This window comes from Geobacillus uzenensis, assembly GCF_002217665.1.
Taxonomy (GTDB): Bacteria; Bacillota; Bacilli; order Bacillales; family Anoxybacillaceae; genus Geobacillus; species Geobacillus subterraneus.
In genome coordinates this window covers 234,962-254,999 of sequence record NZ_NEWL01000005.1, presented here as the reverse complement: position 1 = coordinate 254,999, position 20,038 = coordinate 234,962, and the positions used below count along the sequence as shown (strand labels likewise).

Here is a 20,038-nt window from a genome sequence, read left to right as displayed (position 1 = left end):
ATGCGCATAAACAAGCGGCTGACAAGCCAAGATAACAGCGAAACGAACTGTTGGCGAAAATAGGATGAACTGTTGTTGAGTAGGAGGAACATGTTTGAAAGGAAAACAAGCCGCTTTCTTGTGCTCCGTCATCATCGCCATCGGCGCCGTTCTAATGGCTAGGACAGCGACGAATGGAGACGCAGCCAAGGCAAGACGGGGAACGACCATTGTCATCTATTTGGCCGGCGACTCGACGGTCGCCGCTGCTCCCCGCTCCCGCGCCCCGCGAGCCGGATGGGGGGAAATGCTTGACGGCTGGTTTGACGATCACGTAGTAGTCAAAAATATGGCCGCTTCTGGCCGAAGCGCGAAAAGTTTTATTGAGGAAGGGCGGCTTGAGCGCATTTTGCGGGAGCTCAGAAAAGGCGATTATTTGTTCATTCAGTTTGGCCATAACGATGAAAAGGCGAACGATCCGACGCGTTACACCGAACCGTTCACCTCTTACCAAGCGTACTTACAACAATATATTGACGGCGCCCGGGCCAAAGGGGCGATTCCTATCCTCATCACCCCGGTCGAGCGGCGGCGGTTTTCTGCCGACGGACAGACGCTCGATTCCCACGGACACTATCCTGCCGCCATGAAAGCGCTCGGAAAACACGAACGTGTCCCAGTGATCGATTTGACAACGAAAAGCAAACAACGGTTTGAACAGCTTGGACCGGAACGGACGAAGCGGTGGTTTTTATGGCTTGAGCCGGGCGAGCACCCCAATTATCCGAAAGGCATCAAAGACAACACCCATTTTCATGAGCGCGGGGCGAAGGAAATCGCCCGTTTGGTCGTCGAAGGCATCGTCGAACTGAATCTCCCTCTTCGCCGCCACCTCATCCGTTCGCCATACGAGACCATTCAGCCAGGCGGTCACTAGACCGCCTCAGCGGCGAAACACCGTGACATCGGCAGCGCCTCACCTGCTTTTTCCCGCCCCCGTCCCACTTAGGACGGGGGTGTTTTCCCTTTTTACTCCCGCTAGACGCTGTCCGGCAGCCGGCATACCGCCTGCCCTTTCCATCCCTACCGGGCGCTTCCGACGTATGGCGCTCTGCCGCTCGTTGGTGAATGGTACGTTTTATGCAACAGGCGGTGGTATAGGGACGCGAGCACTTGCTGAAACAGCATGCCGAGCACGACCGGCACGCTCACTGGCGGCGGAAAATAGGTCATGGCAAGCACCGCACCGGCGCTGATGTTGCGCATCCCCCCGGTAAACGTTAACGCAATAATATCCGACGGGGCAAACCTGAGCCATCGGGCCGCCATCCAAGAAAGAAAATAGCCGGAGCTCGCGATCGCCAAGACAAGCAACGCCATGAAAAACAGCCGGGCGTCAACACGGCCAAAATACGGGGCGACGACTGCGCTGTTGATCATGACGACAAGCGCCAGCGCCAGCTTGGAAAACGGGGACAGCACCACCGCCAGCTGCTCGTTCGCTTGAGTAGACAGCCGTTCGCTCACGAACATGCCGGCGAGTGACGGCAAAATAATCATCAAAAACAAACCGAGCATCATCTGGCCCACGTCGAGCTCGACCGCGCTTCCGGCCAATACAAGCAACGTCAGAGGCACAATGATGGGCGATAAAAACGTATCAATCAAAATGACAGAAAGGGCAAGCGCCAAGTTTCCGCGGCCGAGCGACACCCAAATAAAGCTCGTCACCCCGGTCGGAATGGCGGCTGCCAACACAAACCCGATCACCGTCAAACGGTCGCTGCCAAAAAACAGATGGCCAAGCCCAAACGCCCAAAGCGGGACGACAAGGTGAAGCAGGCATAGCGCCGCAGCGATCGGACGAGGATGGATGAGCGCCTCTTTCAAATCAGCCAAACGCAAGCGCAAACTGCCGCTAAACGTCATCAACGCAAACAGCCACGGCACAAGCGCGGCATAGCCGTGCAGTTCGTCCGCCAGCCAGATGCCGGCCGCCACGCTTGCCGGCGTAAGAAACGGCAGCGCCTTCTCAAGCCGGCGGTTGATCGATTGCCACATCGGTTTCATCTCCAAATCTCGTCATGAGTGAGGATCATCGCCTTCGATTCGTCTCCTCTTTTAATTATACATCGTCATCGTCTGATGAGAATAACCCATTTTCCATGAAACCGATGGCCGACGATTAGGCGGCCGCACGCGCTATGGCTTATTTCGCTACTTTTTCCCCGATCTTTTCCGCCGGCAGCAAAATCTCGTTCCGTTTGACATCGTACAACCCGTACGGAATCAAGCGAAGTCCTGGCAAAAAGTCGCATGTTAAAAACAACAGCGTGTACAAAATATCATGGAACGGAAATCCGCGCTCTTGAAGAGCGGCCAGCAACTCATCATGGAAACGGACAGCCGTGTCAAACGAATGGTCGGTTGTCATCATGCCGGTAAACGGCAGCGGAATTTCCACCACCGGTCGGCCGCTATCGATGACAACAATCCCGCCGCCCATTTCATGCACGCGCTTCGCTGCCGCCGCCATCGCTTCCGGACGTTTGCCGATGACAAGTAGCTCGGTCGTGGTGTTATAGGTGGACGCCATGCCATCAATATCGACGGCAAACCGCTCCAAAATGGCTTTAGCCACCCATTGCCCGTTGCGGGCGATGAGCGCGGCATACAACAACCCTCGATGATGGGAAAGATCCGCATAGCCGTCAACAGACGGAAGAGCCACCTCTTTCCGTTGGGTAATGACATTGCTTTTAAAATACGCGACCGGCACCGGCTGATCCGGCTTCGGGTGCGGATAGCGGTATAAACGCTCATCATCAAGCCGTTCTTTCGCGAACAGAAACGGTTTTTTCGATACGTATCGACTCCAGTCGATCTCAGGCAACGGCGCAAGCAGCTCGCCGTCGCGGGCGACGATGCGGCCTTTGGCGATCACAAGCGATGGCTTGAAAGTGACAAGATCAGGAAGCAAAATGACATCCGCCAGTTTCCCCGGGGCGATGCCGCCGATTTCATCGTCCAACCGCAAATATGTCGCCGCATTGATCGTCGCCATTTGCAAGGCGGTCATCGGCGGTACGCCAAGCTCCACCGCCTTCCGGACCAATCCGTCGACAAACCCTTCCCGCTCAATAAAGCCCGGGTGCGGACCGTCTACGGTCATCGTAATCCGCTGCGTGCTCACGTTTTTCTCGGTAATTAAGCGGATAATTTCGGGAAAATCTGGGCGGAGCGAGCTATGGCGGAGCGTCGTCCACATGCCAAGCCGCAGCCGATGGAGCGCTTCCTCAGCCGTGATGGCTTCATGACAGGCGCTGACGCCGCTTGCGGCAATGCTGTTCAGTTTTTCATACGAACAGCCGGCCGTATGCCCGTCAACGACTTTTCCGGCGCGTTTTGCCGCTTCAATCGTTTCAAGTAAAAACGGATCGCCTTGATACAGCAGCGGCCATCGTGTCACTTCCGCCGTCCCAACGACATCGTCCATCGCCAGCAGTTCTTGGATGCATTGCGGATGAAACCAGTCGCGCTCGCCGGGGAAATCGGCCTGTGATACGAGGCGGACAAGCCAAAAGAAATGGCCGGGCAAAGCCCGCAAATCTTCGATCAGCTGTCGAAATCCGTCGGCGCCAAAATGCAAATAAAAAAATAAGTTGTCATTGACCGTTGTTGTCGTGCCGAGCGGCAGCACTTTGGCGGTCACGCTGACGGGATTGTAAAGCACCCACGGATGGGCATGCGGCTCAATGAACCCAGGGGACACATACATCCCTTCTGCGTCAATCACAACCGTATGCTCATCAACCGCGACCTCATTTTCCCCAACATAGGCAATCGCATCTTGATAAATAGCAACGTTTTGGCGCAAAAATTCACCGGAATAGACGTTAGCGACCGTTCCTCCTTGAATGACGATATCGGCCGGGCGGCGCCCTTGCGCTACTTCAATCAGTTCGGTTCGCTTCGCTGTTCGAATCAAAGAACTTCCCCCTTTCACAGCCTATCGCAACGATAAGCCAAGACGCAGCGATGCGAGCTTGGCTTTCAACATCCATCAAGCATTGAGCAACGGATTGATGTAGGCGCACTCCCCTATGCCATCTTCTTCAAGCAGCTGCCGAACATCGTCTGGAATGGGAACCGCAAAAATACGCCCGTTCTCCTCTTTCACCCAGCCTCTAAGTTCAAAGCCATGGCCGGTTCGTACTTCTCCGCGGAACACTTCATGGCGCAGCTTGATCGTTTTGCGGTTCACTTCTTCGACCGCCGTTTTAATCGTAATAATGTCATCGTAATACAGCGGGTGCTCAAACGTACAGCCGACGTCAAGCAGCGGGAGAATGATGCTTTGTTCGTTCATCAGTTTCGCCGGCGGCAGTCCGATGCTGCGAAAAAATTGGTGCCCGGCAATATCAAACCATTTAAAGTAATTCGGATAATAGACGATGCCGGCCGCATCAGTATCACCAAAATTTACGCGGACTTGAAATTGATTCCGTTTCATGGCTGATCGTTCCTCTCACCTCATTGATTGATGCTCTGATGCTCCAACAATTGCCGCAATTTAAAACGCTGGATTTTTCCTGTAGCTGTTTTCGGAAGTTCGTCAATAAATTCGATAATGCGCGGGTGTTTATAGTGGGCCAGCTGTTGCTTCGTAAACTGTTTCAGTTCTTCTTGCTTATTTGCTGATGGTGTGACTCCGTCTTTCAGAACGACAAACGCCTTTGGAACGGTCAAGCCTTTTTCATTTTCCACACCGACGACCGCGACTTCCAACACATCCTCATGCTGCAGCAGGCAGTTTTCAATTTCAATCGGGGAAACCCAAATGCCGCCGACTTTCAGCATATCGTCGGAACGTCCGCAATACCAGTAGTACCCTTCCTCATCACAGTAATACTTATCGCCAATATACAGCCATTCACCGACGAATTTTTGTTTGTTTTGCTCATGAAGATTCCAATATCCGTGAGCGATCGAGTCGCCGCGAATAATCAAGTCCCCGACTTCATTCGGCGGCAGTTCCTTTCCTTGCCCATCGATAATCTTCACGTCGTAACCTGGCACCGCTTTTCCGGAACTTCCCGGTTTGACATCGCCAATGCGGTTGGAAATAAAAATGTGCAACGCTTCGGTCGAGCCGATGCCGTCTAAAATGTCAACGCCAAATAACTTTTTCCATTTATAGTAAAAAGACGGCGGCAACGCTTCACCGGCAGACACACAAACGCGCAATGAACTGACATCAACGCGCCGGCCTGTTTTTTCGACGTAATCAATCATGGCGCCATACAACGTCGGCACGCCGAAAAAGATCGTCGGTTTGTACGTTTCAATCGCCTGGAACATCGTTTCCGGCAACGGACGTTCTTTGATGAGTATGGTCGAAGCGCCAACACCCAGTGGAAAATACATGCCTCCGCCAAGACCATAGGCAAAATACAGTTTGGATGCAGAGAGGCAACGGTCATGTTCATTCATTTCCAGCACTTGTCTGGCATAAGTGTTTAATGCATACTCCATATCGTGCTGCAAATGGATGACTCCTTTCGGCTCCCCGGTGCTTCCTGAACTGAACAGCCAGAACGCAGCATCGTCCTTACTTGTGGGAGCCGCTGTGAGCTCTTTATCAGCGCGTTGAAGCAATCGATGGAACGAGAGTGTCCCCTCTAAAGTTTTGTTAGCGTTTTCACAGATGACAATGACGTGCTCCAAAAAAGCAAACCGTTTCCGTGCCGGCTCAAGGCGCTCCCACAAGTCTTCATGAATGACCAACCCTTTCGCCCGGCTGTTGTTTAAAAAGTATTCATAATCCGACGGCTGCATCATCGTATTGACCGGGATCGGCACCGCCCCGATTTTAATGGCGCCGAAAAACGTGTAAATAAACTCGGGCGTGTCATGGCAAACCATAACGATGCGGTCTTCGAGCTTATAGCCAAGCTGCCGCAGCATATTGCCAGTTTGGTTCACTTTTTCTTGCAATGTCCGGTACGAAATTTGCTCATCGCGGTAATAAATCGCCGTTTTATCGCCTAATCCACTGTGAACGTTATGATCAATAAACAGCCCCGCCGCATTGTACAGCCTTCCGAACCCGCGCAATTCCATCGCTCACCATCCCATTTCTATGAAAATTAGATTGCTTGATGAGTGTGCATAAGGAAGCCCTTGGAAATGGATGAGCCGACTTCCCATTTCAAGGGCTTCATAACCGTAGCGCTTAAATCCCTTTCCAATTTGGCTGGCGTTTTTCCAAAAATGCGCTCAACCCTTCTTTGGCGTCTTCCGAACGGAACAGCAAGTTTTGCAGCTCGCCTTCATAGCGGATCGCCACATTAAGCGGCATTTCTTTGCCGTTCATGATCGACAGCTTGATGTTTGAAATCGCATACGTCGCGCTGTTAACGAGCTTGCGCGCATACTCCCGCGTCCGCTCTCTCGTTTCCGCCTGCGGGAACACCCGGTTCACCAGCCCGATGTCAAGCGCCTCTTGCGGCGTGATCGTTTCTCCCGTAATGTTCATATCCAGCGCCCGCGAGTAGCCGACCAACCGCGCCAGCCGCTGCGTCCCGCCTGTGCCAGCCAGCACCCCGAGCGTCACTTCCGGCAGCCCGATTTTTCCTGCTTCATCCCCCATAAACCGCAAGTCGCACGCGAGCGCCATCTCCAAGCCCCCGCCGACTGTATGCCCTTCTAAACAAGCGATATACACTTGCGGCGAGCGGGCGATTTTATCAAGCGTCTCATTGCAGAACAAGCAAAATTGCGTTTTGAACCGCGGGTCGGCCGAACGCAAAAAGTTGATGTCCGCCCCCGCCGAGAAAAACTTCGGCACATCGCTCATGATGATGACCACTTTAATGTCTGGATCGAAGCGGATGTCATCAATCGCCGCATTGAATTCTTTGTAAAATTCCAGATCGTACGAGTTCGATTTATTAATGTGCAAATGAATCTCGGCAATCCCCTCTTCTTTGACGACCGTCAAGTATTGTTTTTTCGTTTCTACAGCTACCATCCTTGTATTCTCCTTCCTTATGAATTTTTTGATGTGATGCAGGCAACGTTTGAATCACCCGTTTTTGAAAGTTCATTTCCGTCTTTGTATTTCTGAAAACATGAAGAACACCGTTCGTTTTGTGCTTGTTTTTTCTCACCTCCTGTTGTGCCTTTCTTATTTCAACTGAACAAATGGTTCAGCGGCAACCGCTTTCAATTCCTGTTGCAAATGTTCAACAAGTTGGACTCCTTTCGGCAAATACCCTTCCTCCTGCAGCTCTTTCTTGTCCTCGACATTCTTTAACCAAACCGCTGCCTCGTTCGCCGCAGCATTCAACGCTTGGCGGAAACGGTGCGGAACGGCACCTTGATCATGGATAAGCTGCTGCGCCCAGTTTTTCGCGTAAACGATATGGTCTTGCTGTTCACGGACGAGCTTTTGAATTTTAGAAACAACTGCCGGATGGTTCGCTTGCAGCGCCGATTGCAAGACCGCATCAATGGCCGTGTTCACGGTATATAGCGCAGCGATGAGCGTGATCCAGTTATGAACGTTGACGGCGCTTGCCATCGCTTTTCCGGATTGTCCGTAAACTTCCGGTTTTTTTCCTTTCAACCCGCGTAAATCAAAACACCAGTTGTACAGCAAGCGCGCGTGCCCTAATTCTCCTTGGGCCATCGCGATCGCGGCCAGCGTCGCTTCCAAATTTGGACCGCTGACCCCGACTTCCACAAGGCGGTCGCCAAGCACGTATTTATTGTCAGCGATCGTTTCAAGCAGTTCGACGAGCGAATGTACACTAGACTGCATCGGTTCCATTGATCCTCCACCCCTTTCTAGGCAAACAGCCATTTCGGTTTTCTCACCCAAACGAGCTCGCTGCGGTCGACAACGACCATTTCCGCCCAGTCCTCTTCATCGTACGTATAGGAAGCATACACTTTCGCCAGCTCTTCATTTTCCGCTTCCACTGTGCCGATATGGGCCAATTGGTCGCCCCGCTTTACGCGGGCGAAAATATCAAACGTTTTTCGTTGTTGGGTCGCCGTCATGTTGAGCTCACCCCCCAATATTTTAATTTTTCGCGTCCTTCCGGGCTGATCCGCTCAACCGTCCACGGCGGATCCCAGACGACGTGAATATGCACATCGCGAATGCCTTCTTCCTTAAGCAAACGGTCGCGGATATCTTGCTCGATCCATTCCATACAGGCGCACGATACCGCCGTATACGTCATGGTGACATGCAATTCATCGTCGTTTTTTTCAATTTCGTAAATCAACCCCATATCGACGACGCTGATCGGAAATTCTGGATCCATCACTTCTTTCAGCGCCTGCCAATATTTTTCGGTATCCTGCTTGCCCATCACACCGCTTCCTTTCGCAATTGCTCAAGCTCTTTGGCTCCTTTTTGAATCCGGGCAACGAATTCTTTATTTTTCGGACCCCGCTGTTTAAACCGTTTGATGACGTTATCCCACGTATCCGGCTGGTCGAACAGCCATTTCTTATTCACCGGATCAAACTTGCACGGGAACGGCACATCGAGCACGTATTTTTGCTGTTCTTCATCGTAATGGGCAGGGACTTTAACACCGATCGATTCGCAGAACGGAACGGCCGTTGACAGCCATTTTTGCCGCAGTTCATCGTTCGACCGTCCTTTTAGGCGGTACTCAAGTTGCGCCGAGCGGCTTTTCAGCCGGTCTTCCACCCCGAAAAACTCGAGTGCCATTAAAAACATCCAATCGACGGCTTTTTGTACTTCTTCACGTAAGTTTGGATCTTGCATGGCCGTTCTCATAATGATTTCCCCGTTTCTGAGATGGAACAGCTCTTCTTTGTCGACTTTCACGAGCGCCCGCTTCCACGGCCCGTAGGACGTATGTTCAAACGCGTCACCAAGGAGCGTGTAGCCCGCCCGGTCAAAAAAGGCGTTAAAGACACCTAGTTCAATCCAGTTCGACAGTTCAAAATCGAAAGCGTACGGGTTTTTCCAGCGGTTTGCTTCCCGCTCGTAAAGCAGCTGATCGACGTCTTCGCCTAAATCTTTCAGCAGCCGGTACGCGATATGGGCATGGCCGATTTCGTCCTGCATAATGGCCAACGCCGTAATTTTGCTGTTGAGCGTCGGCGCCTGATCGTACACGGTTAATAGCGGCGGAACGCTTAACAGTTCGGTGTCGCCGACGATCGTCAATGTCTGTTTCAATGCTGCCAAATACTCCTCATTCATATCCTCGATCCCTTCGACGATAAATCCGTTTTGAACTTTTTCTTTCAGCAACGTCGCTTGATCCATGTTTCCACCCTCTTTATTACGTTTTTTTGACTATCGTATTCTATACATAATGTTAATACACTATAAAGTTCGTTGTCAACTTAAAAATAGAAAAAATCTGAAAATTATTTTTTGTTTTTATTTCCTTAGATGTTCTAAATATCTCCTTTCCTCGCTTTGGCCATTCCTTGCAGATCGTCTTTTGTAACGTTCAATGTTTGTTTTCCGTCCGTATATTTTTCATTCAATCAGGAAGCTGCACAACGTAATCCCTTATTGTTTAACGAGACAAAAAAAAAGCCTAGCTGTCTGCACAGCTGGCTGCTCGTCATGACCCATACACGATCAGATTGTCACGTTCCTCTGTTTGCACTTGACCGATAGAGCGCAAATATTCTAAATGCGCTAGTGTTTCCGCCACCGCAAACCGCCATTGGTGCGCGGTCAGCGGCTTATGACCAAACACGAGATGGGCCACTTCATAGGCGGTGCGCCCCTTCTCTGTCAGCGCTTTCATCTTTTGCAACCGTTGTTCATGATGGCGGAAAATATCACCGATCCGCTCGCGAAACTGGCGGATCACCGCCCCGTGGGCAGGCAAGGCAACATCGACATCAAGCTCCTCGACTTTACGCAAAGAGGCGAAATATTGCTCTAACGGATTCGGATGGGCGCCCGGCCATACACTAATATTCGGAGTAATGCGGTCAAGCACATGATCCGATACTAACAGTTGGCGTGACTCCGGCTGATAAAAACTGACCAGCCCGTCACTATGCCCTGGAACCGGGATGACGGTCCACCGACGCTGCCCAAGCACAATCTCGCGGTGATCTAAAACCGTTAACACCGGAAACGGGCTGACGCGCAATGATAACTTCCACATGTTCTCTTCAATTTCAGCCGCAAGTTCATCCGGAACGCCATGGCGGCGAAACAGTGCAGCAACTTCACTCGCTTGGGAACTCTCTTCCCCCCACACCCGTTCGGCCATCGCCTGATCCGGTTCGCTGATCCATATCGGCGCTTCCGTCTGTTGCTGCATCCAACCGGCAAGGCCAAAATGATCGGGATGGAAGTGGGTGATATAAATGGCGCGAACGTGCCGCGGCTTGATTCCTAATTGCCGGAAGGCCGCTTCCCAAGCGCGCATGGCCTCAGGGCAACGAAATCCAACGTCAACCAAGCTCCACCCGTCCGCCTCTTGGCATACGTAACAATACACATACTTCATCGGAAACGGGACGGGAATCGGGACGCGATAAATCCCGTCCCCCACGGCTTCAATGTCTTTATGTAGCATCTGTTTCCTCTCCCCTCTATCATCGTGATCTCTTTGTCTCTATGCAACATCCAATCGAAAAACGAATCCGCCGATGTTTTCAGTCCGACCGCTAAATCATCTCCATAAACGGGTTGATCGCCTTATCGCGGTTGAACGCCGATTCACGGTCCGGAGCGGGCTCAAACAGCGTTTCAAAGTATCGAATGGCAGGAATAGCCAGAAGCTGATGGACATTGAAAAACAACTCCCGCGCTCTCGTTCCACTCCAGTCGTGCGGCAATAAATCGTGCGGAAACCCTGGGTCAATAAAGAAGAAGCTCCGGTATTCATGCACGAGCTTTGTCCGTTCCATAAAACATTCGCGGTCGGTCAGCTCATTGTTCCAAGCCCGCTTTTGGAACTCCTCATATTTTTGCTCGTACGTTTCAATAAACTTGTCATATTCTTTGGCGATATAGGCAAAATCCCAACCGCGCTCGATGATTTGCTCGTTGCTGTGCGACACGATGGAATCCGCCGTAAATAAAATCACATACGGCTCTAAATGATAATCTTTAATCCATTCCATGACTTGCGGTTCAATCGGGTTCGGGCTCGCCCACGTTCCGTGAGAAATAAGGCCAAATCCCATTAAACTTAATTCTTTGCGGATCTGGCTGCGCAGCTCTCGCTTTTCTTCCGGAACAGAATATGTCAACACGCGCCAGCGGCCATCCCATTTATAGTTCCGAAGCGAATAGACGCGGGTGAATCCGTCCATCATCGTCCGCTTCCCTTTCGGCGTCAGCGAGTAATAGCTGTTATTGCCGATTTTCCGCACTTCAAAAAATTCTTGCTGCACCATCCTTAGCGCCGCCCCGCGAATGGACGACTCGGAAATGCCGAAGTGAGACATCATCTGGATCAAACTTCCGATCCACACTTCATTCCCATAATGTTGAATATATTCCCCGAATAGCGTAAACATAAGTGCCCTTGGCTTCATTGCAACACACCTGTCTTTTTCAGATTTTTCTTTTATTATGTTACATTTCCCCTCTCTTTTTCAATCTTAGAATGATTATTTTTACATAAAATGATCGTTTTTACATAAAAACATATCGGCCGAAACGGCCGATATGCATGAACAAAGTGTTAAATCCCTTTCCAATTTGGCTGGCGTTTTTCCAAAAATGCGCTCAACCCTTCTTTGGCGTCTTCCGAACGGAACAGCAAGTTTTGCAGCTCGCCTTCATAGCGGATCGCCACATTAAGCGGCATTTCTTTGCCGTTCATGATCGACAGCTTGATGTTTGAAATCGCATACGTCGCGCTGTTAACGAGCTTGCGCGCATACTCCCGCGTCCGCTCTCTCGTTTCCGCCTGCGGGAACACCCGGTTCACCAGCCCGATGTCAAGCGCCTCTTGCGGCGTGATCGTTTCTCCCGTAATGTTCATATCCAGCGCCCGCGAGTAGCCGACCAACCGCGCCAGCCGCTGCGTCCCGCCTGTGCCAGCCAACACCCCGAGCGTCACTTCCGGCAGCCCGATTTTTCCTGCTTCATCCCCCATAAACCGCAAGTCGCACGCGAGCGCCATCTCCAAGCCCCCGCCGACTGTATGCCCTTCTAAACAAGCGATATACACTTGCGGCGAGCGGGCGATTTTATCAAGCGTCTCATTGCAGAACAAGCAAAATTGCGTTTTGAACCGCGGGTCGGCCGAACGCAAAAAGTTAATGTCCGCCCCCGCCGAGAAAAACTTCGGCACATCGCTCATGATGATGACCACTTTAATGTCTGGATCGAAGCGGATGTCATCAATCGCCGCGTTGAATTCTTTGTAAAATTCCAGATCGTACGAGTTCGACTTGTTAATGTGCAAATGAATCTCGGCAATCCCTTCTTCTTTCACAACCGTCAAATATTTTTTCTCTACCGTTACCGCATTTGCCATCTTCATCCCTCCATAATATGATATGTTTGTTTTAAATACCGCTTATCCCAGCTATGGTGATCCGAGCGCATCAATCTGCCTTGTTAAATGCCAAACAGGTTCAACGGCTTGCTGCCGATATAAGAGACGACGCTCTTCGTTTCGGTGTACAAATTCAACGTTTCCAGTGCCAGCTCACGGCCAAATCCTGACTGCTTGTACCCGCCAAACGGCGTGCCCGGGAAGGCGGAAATCGGCGAGTTGATCATGACAATCCCTGCCCGGATGCGCGAAGCGACGCGATGGGCTCTTCCGTGGTCTTTCGTCCATACGGCCGACCCTAAGCCGAAAATCGTATCGTTCGCCTGCCGGATGACGTCTTCCTCATCGCGAAACTTCATGACGACGACGACCGGCCCGAAAATTTCTTCCTGCGCCACGCGCATATCGTTTGTGACGTTTCCGATCACCGTCGGCATATACCAGTAGCCTTTCGCAAACTCGTCGCCTTCCGGAACTTTTCCGCCGTACAGCACTTCGCCGCCTTCCTCAACCGCCAGCTTCACATAGCCGTCGATCACTTGCTGATGGCTTCGCGAAATGACCGCTCCCATATGTACCCCTTTTTCAAACGGGTTGCCGACGCGGATGCGGGAAGCTTTTTCAATAAATTTCTCCATAAATTCGTCGTAAATGGCTTCGTGGACAAACAGCCGTGAGCGTGCCTCACACGACTGCCCTGTATTGTAAAAAATACCGTAAAGTGAACCGTTGACAGCCGCTTCTATATCGCAATCATCAAACACGATATTTGGCGATTTTCCGCCAAGTTCGAGCGTCACCCGTTTCAACGTCCCAGAGGCGCGCCGCATAATGTCTTTGCCGGTTTCTGTCTCCCCGGTGAAAGCCACCTTATCAATCCCCGGATGTTCGGTCATATATGGGCCGATTTCGGAACCGCTTCCTGTAATCACGTTAACGACGCCATCGGGAACCCCGGCCTCTTGGCAAATTTCCGCCAACATATAAGCGGTAATCGGCGTGTAGCTTGCCGGCTTTAACACGACCGTACATCCCGCTGCCAATGCCGGAGCTATCTTCCAAGCTGCCATCATCAGCGGATAGTTCCACGGGATGATTTGGCCGCATACGCCGACCGGCTCTTTTACCGTATAGTTGAAAAATCCGTTCGGCACTTGGTTTGTATCTCCCTGCAGCGTAATCGCCGCGGCCGCGTAAAATTCAAAATCCTCAATTGCCTGCATAATTTGCCCTTTCGCCGCATCGACCGTTTTGCCGCTATTTAGCACTTCGGCATACACTAAATCGTTGAACCGCTCTCTCATGAGGTTGGCGATTTGATTGAGCAAACGCGCGCGTTTTGCCGCCGTCATTTTCGGCCATTTGCCCGACTCAAATGCCGTACGCGCCGCTTCGACAGCACGGTCCACATCCGCTTTTGTCGCCTTGGCGACCGTCGCAATCACTTCTTCTGTCGCCGGATTGACCGTTTCAAACACTTCACCGTTGCTGCTTTCAACATACTGGCCGTTAATAAACAGCGGATAATGCTTCTTGATCGTCATCAATGGTCTCCCCTTCCTCATTGGCATCGTTTCTCCATCTCACCCGCTCAAACACACTCCTGCATTGATGGCAATAATATTGCGACACAAGCTGAGCGGTTCCAAACATCGATAACGGCGCTACATTCGCTGAACCGCAAAATGAACAGCGTACCTCCTTACGTGCCGGCATCCGTCAGACACCTCTTTGTGATTATTATGTTTTGTTTAATATCGTCTGTTTAACATAATACTATTAAACTAACAACGGTTTGTCAATTACAAAACTAAAAAAAAATGAAAATTTACACCATTCTTTTTTCAGAAACATTCCCACCCTCATTCTTTCTGAGAATGAGAAAACTCAGCCCAGGACGACCAATTCTTTCACCCTCACTACCGTCCGGCCATCTGCCTCCTCTATTCACGTTTCTGTTCTACGGAATGAAGACGATCGCTTAAATTTCCATAAAAAATGAGACGGTGATACACACCGTCCCGCTACTTCCGGTCGCTCCATTTTATTATTTTCCGACAAAACGTTCACACATCCGACTCGCGGATTTCCTGCATAGTTTCCCCTTCAAGCAGCGACAACATCCATTCTTTTAGGTCGATGACGCGCAAATGCTTCGGCGCTGAATCCGTTCTGGCGACGATCATCGGCACGAGCGAATCGTGGCGGTGCAATGCGCCGTGGCTCGCCCCGCCGACATGGGTCGGCGACCCTTCACCGATAAATTCAAACCCCGGGGCGGCGCTGACAATCAGAAACGTCCCGCGATGCGACGTCAAAGAACTATACAGCCGAGCCAACGCGTCGGGATAATCGCCGTACGAAATGCGCCCGCCGCTGGCTGTCAAATCGAGCACGCCTAGGTCCCCTTGAACATCCCATCGCTGCCCGTACTCATCCGTTTGCACCCCGTTTGGCCGAAACGTGAGCTTTCCGCTCCGAACGCCTGAAATGACGTGCGCCGCGTCTTTCTCCAGCCAGGCGATGACATCAATCCGACCGTCCTGTCGCAGCGTCTCGGCAAGCTTCGCCAGCGAAACGCGGTGCAAATTGAGTGTATAAATAAAGGCCATGCGCTCATTGACCGCCAGCACAATTTCATCGTCTTCCTTCACCCCGCATTTTAATGCCATAATTTTGTATGAGCGAAGCAGCTGGCGCAAGTCGATGAGCGCTTTCTTTCGGTCGGCGCGGATCGGTGCTTGCCCGTTATCCCCCATGATGATCCAGCATTTGTCGTAAAGCGCTTCCTCCCAGCTCGGGTAACAGTGCAGGATAGCTTGCAGCTGCTTGTCCGTTTGGGCGATTCCTTTTGTATCCATTGGTCCGTGCTTATGGACGATTTTGTCCATATCCGGAAAATAGACAATGGTAAAAGGCGGCAAACGGTCTGCCCGGATGAGATGAACGAGCTCTTGAGCGGAAAAACGGTTGTTAAATCCATACTTTTGCCAAAAGTGGCCGTTCTGGTTTGAAGGGCCAAGCCGCGCAAATGATCCGTATGTAAACAAACAGGTTCCTTTCGTTTTCCGACAGCTGCGAAATGGCTTGAACAACGTAAGCAGCGCCGGCAGGCGAAGCGGATGATCCGTATTTCCACGATACAAAAGGGCATTAATTGAGGCGCTTTCCTTCCCTTTGGCCGCCAGCTCCTCGTGGATGGTAGCGATGCTCTGGCTTAAATGTTCGTTATTCAAGCGGTAGACCACATCATCAAGCGCCCGCAAAAGACCAAGTTTCCATAACTCCCGCACATGACTTCCATAGTTGATCAGCCGCTTCTCTTCGTCATGAAACCAAACAAGTCCAGGCACCCGGTGGATGTCCGCATACGTTCCGGTCAAAAGCGAACTGTCGACCGTGACGGACATCGTCGGAAAGGCGGTCACTACGTTCGGATATACCGCCCCTTTTTCCATAAAAAACTGGAAAGCCGGAGCTACCCCTTCGCTCACCGCCTTCTCGAGGGCGGGATACATTAATGAATCAATGATCAACAGAATGACCCGTTTTGGCATTCTTCATCCCCCTTTCGCTATACTTCCGCCAAGCTGCGGCAGAAAGCGCCTTCCTACAGCGTTAGTTTAGCCAATATACATAGACGGAAAACGAAGCAGGGCATGCTAAAATGAAAAGAAAAAGCCGGCAGGCGCCATGCTGCCGGCCGATTGAGCAAAGGGGCAACCGTCATTATTTTTTCTCTTCGTCTCCCGGCCGCCAAGGAGCCATTTCTTCGGCGAATTCTGCTGTGGCAAGCCGCGTCGTTCCCATCCGGCGCCCCATCCAGCGGTTTAAGCCGCGAATCATATTTTGCACCGGCCCCCTGGGCATCGGTGCCATGCGCGCACCTCTTCTGGCGCCAAGCATCGCTGCGGCAGCTGCACCGAAGCCTAAGCTGACGAGGGCCCATATCGCGTTATTGTTTCGCCGCCGTCCGGGGAGCATTCGCCATTGATTCCATAGACCACGGCCGCGCCGAACGGCGAACAGGCGGAATAAGCGATCCATCGCACGTACACCTCCTTTGCCTAACGGCTTCTGTTCAACGGTTAGCATACGTTGCTGACGGAAAGTCATACGTGGAAAACGTTAACGGACACGGGCGGTCCGGCTTGGTTAAAAAGCTGTATCACAATAATTCGAAATATGTTGAATTTCATCACTAGAAAGGCAAAACGGGCATCCTACAAGCATCTTCCCTCCCCAATGGCTTTCATCCCCTCTTTGATGGAGCCCGACCATTCCTTCCCTTTTCTCCGGACTTGCAAACTTTCCATATATTTGACTATTTCCATCCCCTTGTCTTGCACCTATACTTAGTTTCGTATACATTTACACAGCAGGGGGCATCTTAATGAAAAAAGTTCTTCCTTTCGCTCTGGCAGCCTCTGTGGCCGCAGCTTCATGGCCGGCCTCAGCATTCGCCATTGAGCGCAACGACCCGGCTTTAGCCCAATATTTAGACGAAGTCAATCTTACCGTCGAAGAGCTGGAAAATTACTTAGACTATGAGGGGGATACGCTCGACGATTTTGACGGCGTCGACGAACTTCGCAGTGAACTTGGCGAACCGCTGACAGAAGAAAACTTGGCGCAGCTGCTCGCAAAATATGGGTTAACCGAGGAGCAACTCCGGCAAATGCTCATTGACAACGGAGAAATTGAGGCTGATGACGCGATTACGGATGCATTTATATTTTCTGATGATTTAAAAGAGTATATCGAGTTTTTCAAAGACTACTCGATCCCGATTACGGACGAAACGCTGGCTGACTTTCTAAACGAGCGCGGAATGACAAAAGAGGAGCTTATGGCTTTGCTCAGCCGACACGGTGAATCGGTGAATGATTACGGCTCCATCGGCGAGTTAAGTGATATGGTCGACTATTATGAAAGCTTAACTCCGCTCACCGATGAGACATTAAACGAATTTTTGCAAGAGATCGGCATGACGAAGCCGCAACTCGAAAAACTGTTAGCCAGAAACGACGATTCGCTTGATCACTATACGACCATCGAGGAGCTCTCGGAAGCAGTCGTCGATTACTTGCTTCCTGATTTGGACGAACTTGGCTTGACAGAAGCGGAATTAGAGAAGTTATACAGCCATTTTGAGTCGCTCAATATGGAAGACCCGCAATTTGCCGAGAAAATGGAAGGAATAGGGAGACGACTCGAGGCGATCGGCGCGTACGACTTTGCGAGCATCACGGAACTCTCGCCGGCGCAAATTGCCGAAATCGCTGATGTATGGAATGACCTCCTCGCTGCCTTTCAATTGGAAGCGAAGTTTTATTTGACAAAAGACGGTGAGAAAAAGCCGCTGAGCTTATCGGCGCTGCTAGCGATGGAATCGGCGAATGGCTATGATTTGCTTGTTGAAATTTACAGCACAGAAGGCGGACTGCTTGCTGATGTTGTCATGAATGAAGAAATGTTTGCCTCCGACATTTTCGATGAAATCGGTGAAGACCTGCAAGACGCAGGACAAGCGGCGAAAATCGAAAAAGTGGTGAAGCCGGCACCGCCGAAGCCGTTGAAGCGAACCGAAGCCGGGGCGAAACTGCCGAAAACGGCCTCCCCATATGCGACGCACATGCTGTTTGGCTTGGCCTTAATCGCTGCCGGCGCATTTCTTGCCCGCTTCCGTCGAGAAACCGAGGCGAACTAAATGAACCGTCGACGGATGGTGCGCCTCTTCGGAGCAGGCTTGATAACAGCCGGGGTCGCCTTAGTCAGCGTCTACGGGGTCAAGTGGAAAAACAGCCTTGAAGCAGTCAAACCGCTGCCAGCGAAAACGGAACAGCAAATAGGCGCTATACCTGTTAAGGCCCCTGCTCCGCTCTACCCGGACCGACCGAAAACAGGTGAACAAATCGGTGAACTCATCATCCCGAAGCTCAACGCCAGCTTGCCGATTTACCACGGCACAGATGAGGACGAGCTGGAAAAAGGGGTCGGCCATTACGCCGGGAGCGTCCTGCCGGGCGAAGCGGACAACTGTGTCCTCGCCGGCCATCGCGATACAGTCTTCCGCCGGCTCGGCGAAGTCGGCCAAGGCGATATCCTCATCGTCCGCACGTCTGCCGGTACGTTCACCTATAACGTGCGCAAAGTGCGCATCGTTGACGCCGATGACCGAACGGTCATCGTTCCTAAACCGAAAGCGACGCTCACTGTTTCAACGTGCTACCCGTTCCGCTACATCGGTTCTGCCCCACAGCGGTACGTGCTCATCGCCAACTTAGTCAATGAGCGCTCTTAATCTTGTGAAAAGCGAAAGGATGGCCGAAACAGAGGCCATCCTTTTTACTTCACTTCGTATGCCGTCCATGTCGGCTTTTTCATTTTCGCCGACAATGAAATAATTTTCCCTTTCACGCGGTTCGCTTCTTTTCCCGTAAGCGGCATCGGCTGGTAGTTGTTTCGTATCGTCACTGACGAGATACGGAACGGGATGACGCGAATTTCTTTCTTTGCCGTGCGCTTGCCGTTTTGGAAAGAAAATGTCTGCTGGAAGACAAACGTATCTTTGTCGCTCGGGTTTTTGTTTCCGCCAAACAGAAAATTGCCAAGGCTGTAAACGATGAATTTGCCTTTATACTCTTCAATCCCCTGAACGACGTGCGGATGGTGGCCGACGACCAAATCGGCGCCGCTGTCAATGGCAAAGCGGCCGAGCGCCTTTTGGGTGCTGTTTGGCACATAGCTTCGTTCGACCCCCCAGTGAAAATGAACGAGGACGAGATCGGCTCCTTGGTTCCGCAAGGCGCGAATGTCACCAGCAATTTGTTTGCGCAATGTGCTTGTATTGCTCCAGCCTTCATAGCCGAGCGCTCCAATTTGAATGCCTTTGACAGTTTTCATCAGCCGGAGCGTTCGGCCGAAATAACCGACCTTTTCTTTTTTGAGATTAGCGATCGTATCTTCATACCCTTTTTGCAAATAATCGTATGTATGATTATTTGCCAAGTTCACGGCATCAATGCCCCCGTATGTTAAAATTTTCGCATAACTCGGGTGGCCGCGGAAACGAAACGTTTTGCTTGCCTTACGCGTTGCTGTCGTCAGCGTCGTTTCCAAATTGACGGTCGTAAAATCATCGTTTTTGAAGATCGGCTCAATATACTTCGTAAAGTAGCGCAAGCCATGCCGCTTCGCTTCATCGTCAAACGAATACGCATAGCCGTAATTTTCGTCGCGTCCAAGCGTCACATCGCCCGCTGCGCTTACCGTGATGCGCACTTCGTTCGGCGCCGCTCGTTTCGCTGAGGCGAGCGCTACCGCCGCTTTGTCAGCCGGACCGGGCAGCGGCGGATGCATAGCCGCCGTCTTCACCGCCCCGTTCCGCGCCGCTAACACTTCTTGGGCGCCGCGTTCAGGTACGTTGCTGCATGAAAATAAAAATAATGACAAAAGAAATGCAAGTGCTGCGTTTCTTCTCCTAACAACCAAGTTCATTCTCCCTTCCCCTATCGATC

The 20,038-nt window shown here is 51.5% G+C and carries 19 protein-coding genes; 3 read left to right on the top strand and 16 right to left on the bottom strand.

All coding sequences use genetic code 11. The annotated features are described in order from the left end of the window. Positions 1-94 precede the first annotated feature (94 nt). Complete coding sequence (locus B9L21_RS06625; RefSeq protein WP_082816538.1) at positions 95-916, top strand: rhamnogalacturonan acetylesterase; 822 nt, start codon at positions 95-97, stop codon at positions 914-916. Positions 917-1,062: 146 nt separating this feature from the next. On the opposite strand, the gene B9L21_RS06620 is transcribed toward B9L21_RS06625, so the two are convergent. The 15 genes from B9L21_RS06620 to B9L21_RS06545 form a co-directional block, all read right to left on the bottom strand. Continuing rightward, positions 1,063-2,040 (bottom strand): bile acid:sodium symporter family protein, encoded by a 978-nt coding sequence (locus B9L21_RS06620; RefSeq protein WP_063165715.1) that lies wholly within the window; start codon positions 2,038-2,040, stop codon positions 1,063-1,065. 148 nt (positions 2,041-2,188) lie between these two features. Beyond that, a complete protein-coding gene (locus tag B9L21_RS06615; protein WP_063165714.1) occupies positions 2,189-3,967 on the bottom strand; it encodes an adenine deaminase C-terminal domain-containing protein in 1,779 nt (592 codons plus the stop codon). Positions 3,968-4,042: 75 nt separating this feature from the next. Further along, the gene (locus tag B9L21_RS06610) at positions 4,043-4,492 is read right to left on the bottom strand and encodes an acyl-CoA thioesterase (protein ID WP_063165713.1); all 450 of its coding nucleotides are present in this window, start codon (positions 4,490-4,492) and stop codon (positions 4,043-4,045) included. A gap of 20 nt (positions 4,493-4,512) precedes the next feature. Beyond that, complete coding sequence (locus tag B9L21_RS06605; protein WP_063165712.1) at positions 4,513-6,102, bottom strand: benzoate-CoA ligase family protein; 1,590 nt, start codon at positions 6,100-6,102, stop codon at positions 4,513-4,515. Positions 6,103-6,214: 112 nt separating this feature from the next. After that, on the bottom strand, positions 6,215-7,012 hold the full coding sequence (locus B9L21_RS06600) for an enoyl-CoA hydratase/isomerase family protein (protein ID WP_063165711.1): 798 nt from the start codon (positions 7,010-7,012) through the stop codon (positions 6,215-6,217). A 156-nt stretch (positions 7,013-7,168) separates the two neighbouring features. Then, positions 7,169-7,813 (bottom strand): Phenylacetic acid catabolic protein, encoded by a 645-nt coding sequence (locus B9L21_RS06595; RefSeq protein WP_172796440.1) that lies wholly within the window; start codon positions 7,811-7,813, stop codon positions 7,169-7,171. 17 nt (positions 7,814-7,830) lie between these two features. Continuing rightward, a complete protein-coding gene (locus tag B9L21_RS06590; protein WP_063165709.1) occupies positions 7,831-8,046 on the bottom strand; it encodes a hypothetical protein in 216 nt (71 codons plus the stop codon). Further along, entirely contained in the window at positions 8,043-8,363 is a 321-nt protein-coding gene (locus B9L21_RS06585; RefSeq protein WP_063165708.1) for a metal-sulfur cluster assembly factor, read from the bottom strand. The genes B9L21_RS06590 and B9L21_RS06585 overlap by 4 nt, the downstream gene beginning before the upstream one ends. Continuing rightward, complete coding sequence (locus B9L21_RS06580) at positions 8,363-9,298, bottom strand: Phenylacetic acid catabolic protein (RefSeq protein WP_063165707.1); 936 nt, start codon at positions 9,296-9,298, stop codon at positions 8,363-8,365. Before B9L21_RS06580 ends, B9L21_RS06585 begins: the two co-directional genes overlap by 1 nt. A gap of 307 nt (positions 9,299-9,605) precedes the next feature. Further along, positions 9,606-10,580 (bottom strand): MBL fold metallo-hydrolase, encoded by a 975-nt coding sequence (locus tag B9L21_RS06575; RefSeq protein WP_063165706.1) that lies wholly within the window; start codon positions 10,578-10,580, stop codon positions 9,606-9,608. A 91-nt stretch (positions 10,581-10,671) separates the two neighbouring features. Then, a complete protein-coding gene (locus tag B9L21_RS06570; RefSeq protein ID WP_063165705.1) occupies positions 10,672-11,547 on the bottom strand; it encodes a PaaX family transcriptional regulator C-terminal domain-containing protein in 876 nt (291 codons plus the stop codon). A gap of 149 nt (positions 11,548-11,696) precedes the next feature. Beyond that, positions 11,697-12,503: an enoyl-CoA hydratase/isomerase family protein gene (locus tag B9L21_RS06565; protein ID WP_409071343.1), complete on the bottom strand. Its 807-nt coding sequence runs from the start codon at positions 12,501-12,503 to the stop codon at positions 11,697-11,699. Between the two features lie 77 nt (positions 12,504-12,580). Beyond that, positions 12,581-14,062, bottom strand: coding sequence for an aldehyde dehydrogenase family protein (locus B9L21_RS06560; RefSeq protein WP_225995624.1), 1,482 nt, complete (start codon positions 14,060-14,062; stop codon positions 12,581-12,583). 522 nt (positions 14,063-14,584) lie between these two features. Then, positions 14,585-16,075: an alkaline phosphatase family protein gene (locus tag B9L21_RS06550; RefSeq protein ID WP_063165702.1), complete on the bottom strand. Its 1,491-nt coding sequence runs from the start codon at positions 16,073-16,075 to the stop codon at positions 14,585-14,587. Positions 16,076-16,247: 172 nt separating this feature from the next. Then, positions 16,248-16,565, bottom strand: coding sequence for a hypothetical protein (locus B9L21_RS06545; RefSeq protein ID WP_063165701.1), 318 nt, complete (start codon positions 16,563-16,565; stop codon positions 16,248-16,250). A gap of 346 nt (positions 16,566-16,911) precedes the next feature. Here B9L21_RS06545 and B9L21_RS06540 point away from each other — a divergent pair, with 346 nt between their 5' ends. Together B9L21_RS06540 and B9L21_RS06535 are read left to right on the top strand one after the other, a co-directional pair. Next, positions 16,912-18,228 carry a processed acidic surface protein gene (locus B9L21_RS06540; protein ID WP_063165700.1) on the top strand — a complete coding sequence of 439 codons (1,317 nt, stop codon included), beginning with the start codon at positions 16,912-16,914 and terminating at the stop codon, positions 18,226-18,228. After that, positions 18,229-18,822: a class D sortase gene (locus B9L21_RS06535; protein WP_063165699.1), complete on the top strand. Its 594-nt coding sequence runs from the start codon at positions 18,229-18,231 to the stop codon at positions 18,820-18,822. A 44-nt stretch (positions 18,823-18,866) separates the two neighbouring features. Here B9L21_RS06535 and B9L21_RS06530 read toward each other — a convergent pair whose 3' ends face one another. Continuing rightward, complete coding sequence (locus B9L21_RS06530) at positions 18,867-20,018, bottom strand: CapA family protein (protein ID WP_063165698.1); 1,152 nt, start codon at positions 20,016-20,018, stop codon at positions 18,867-18,869. Positions 20,019-20,038 lie beyond the last annotated feature (20 nt).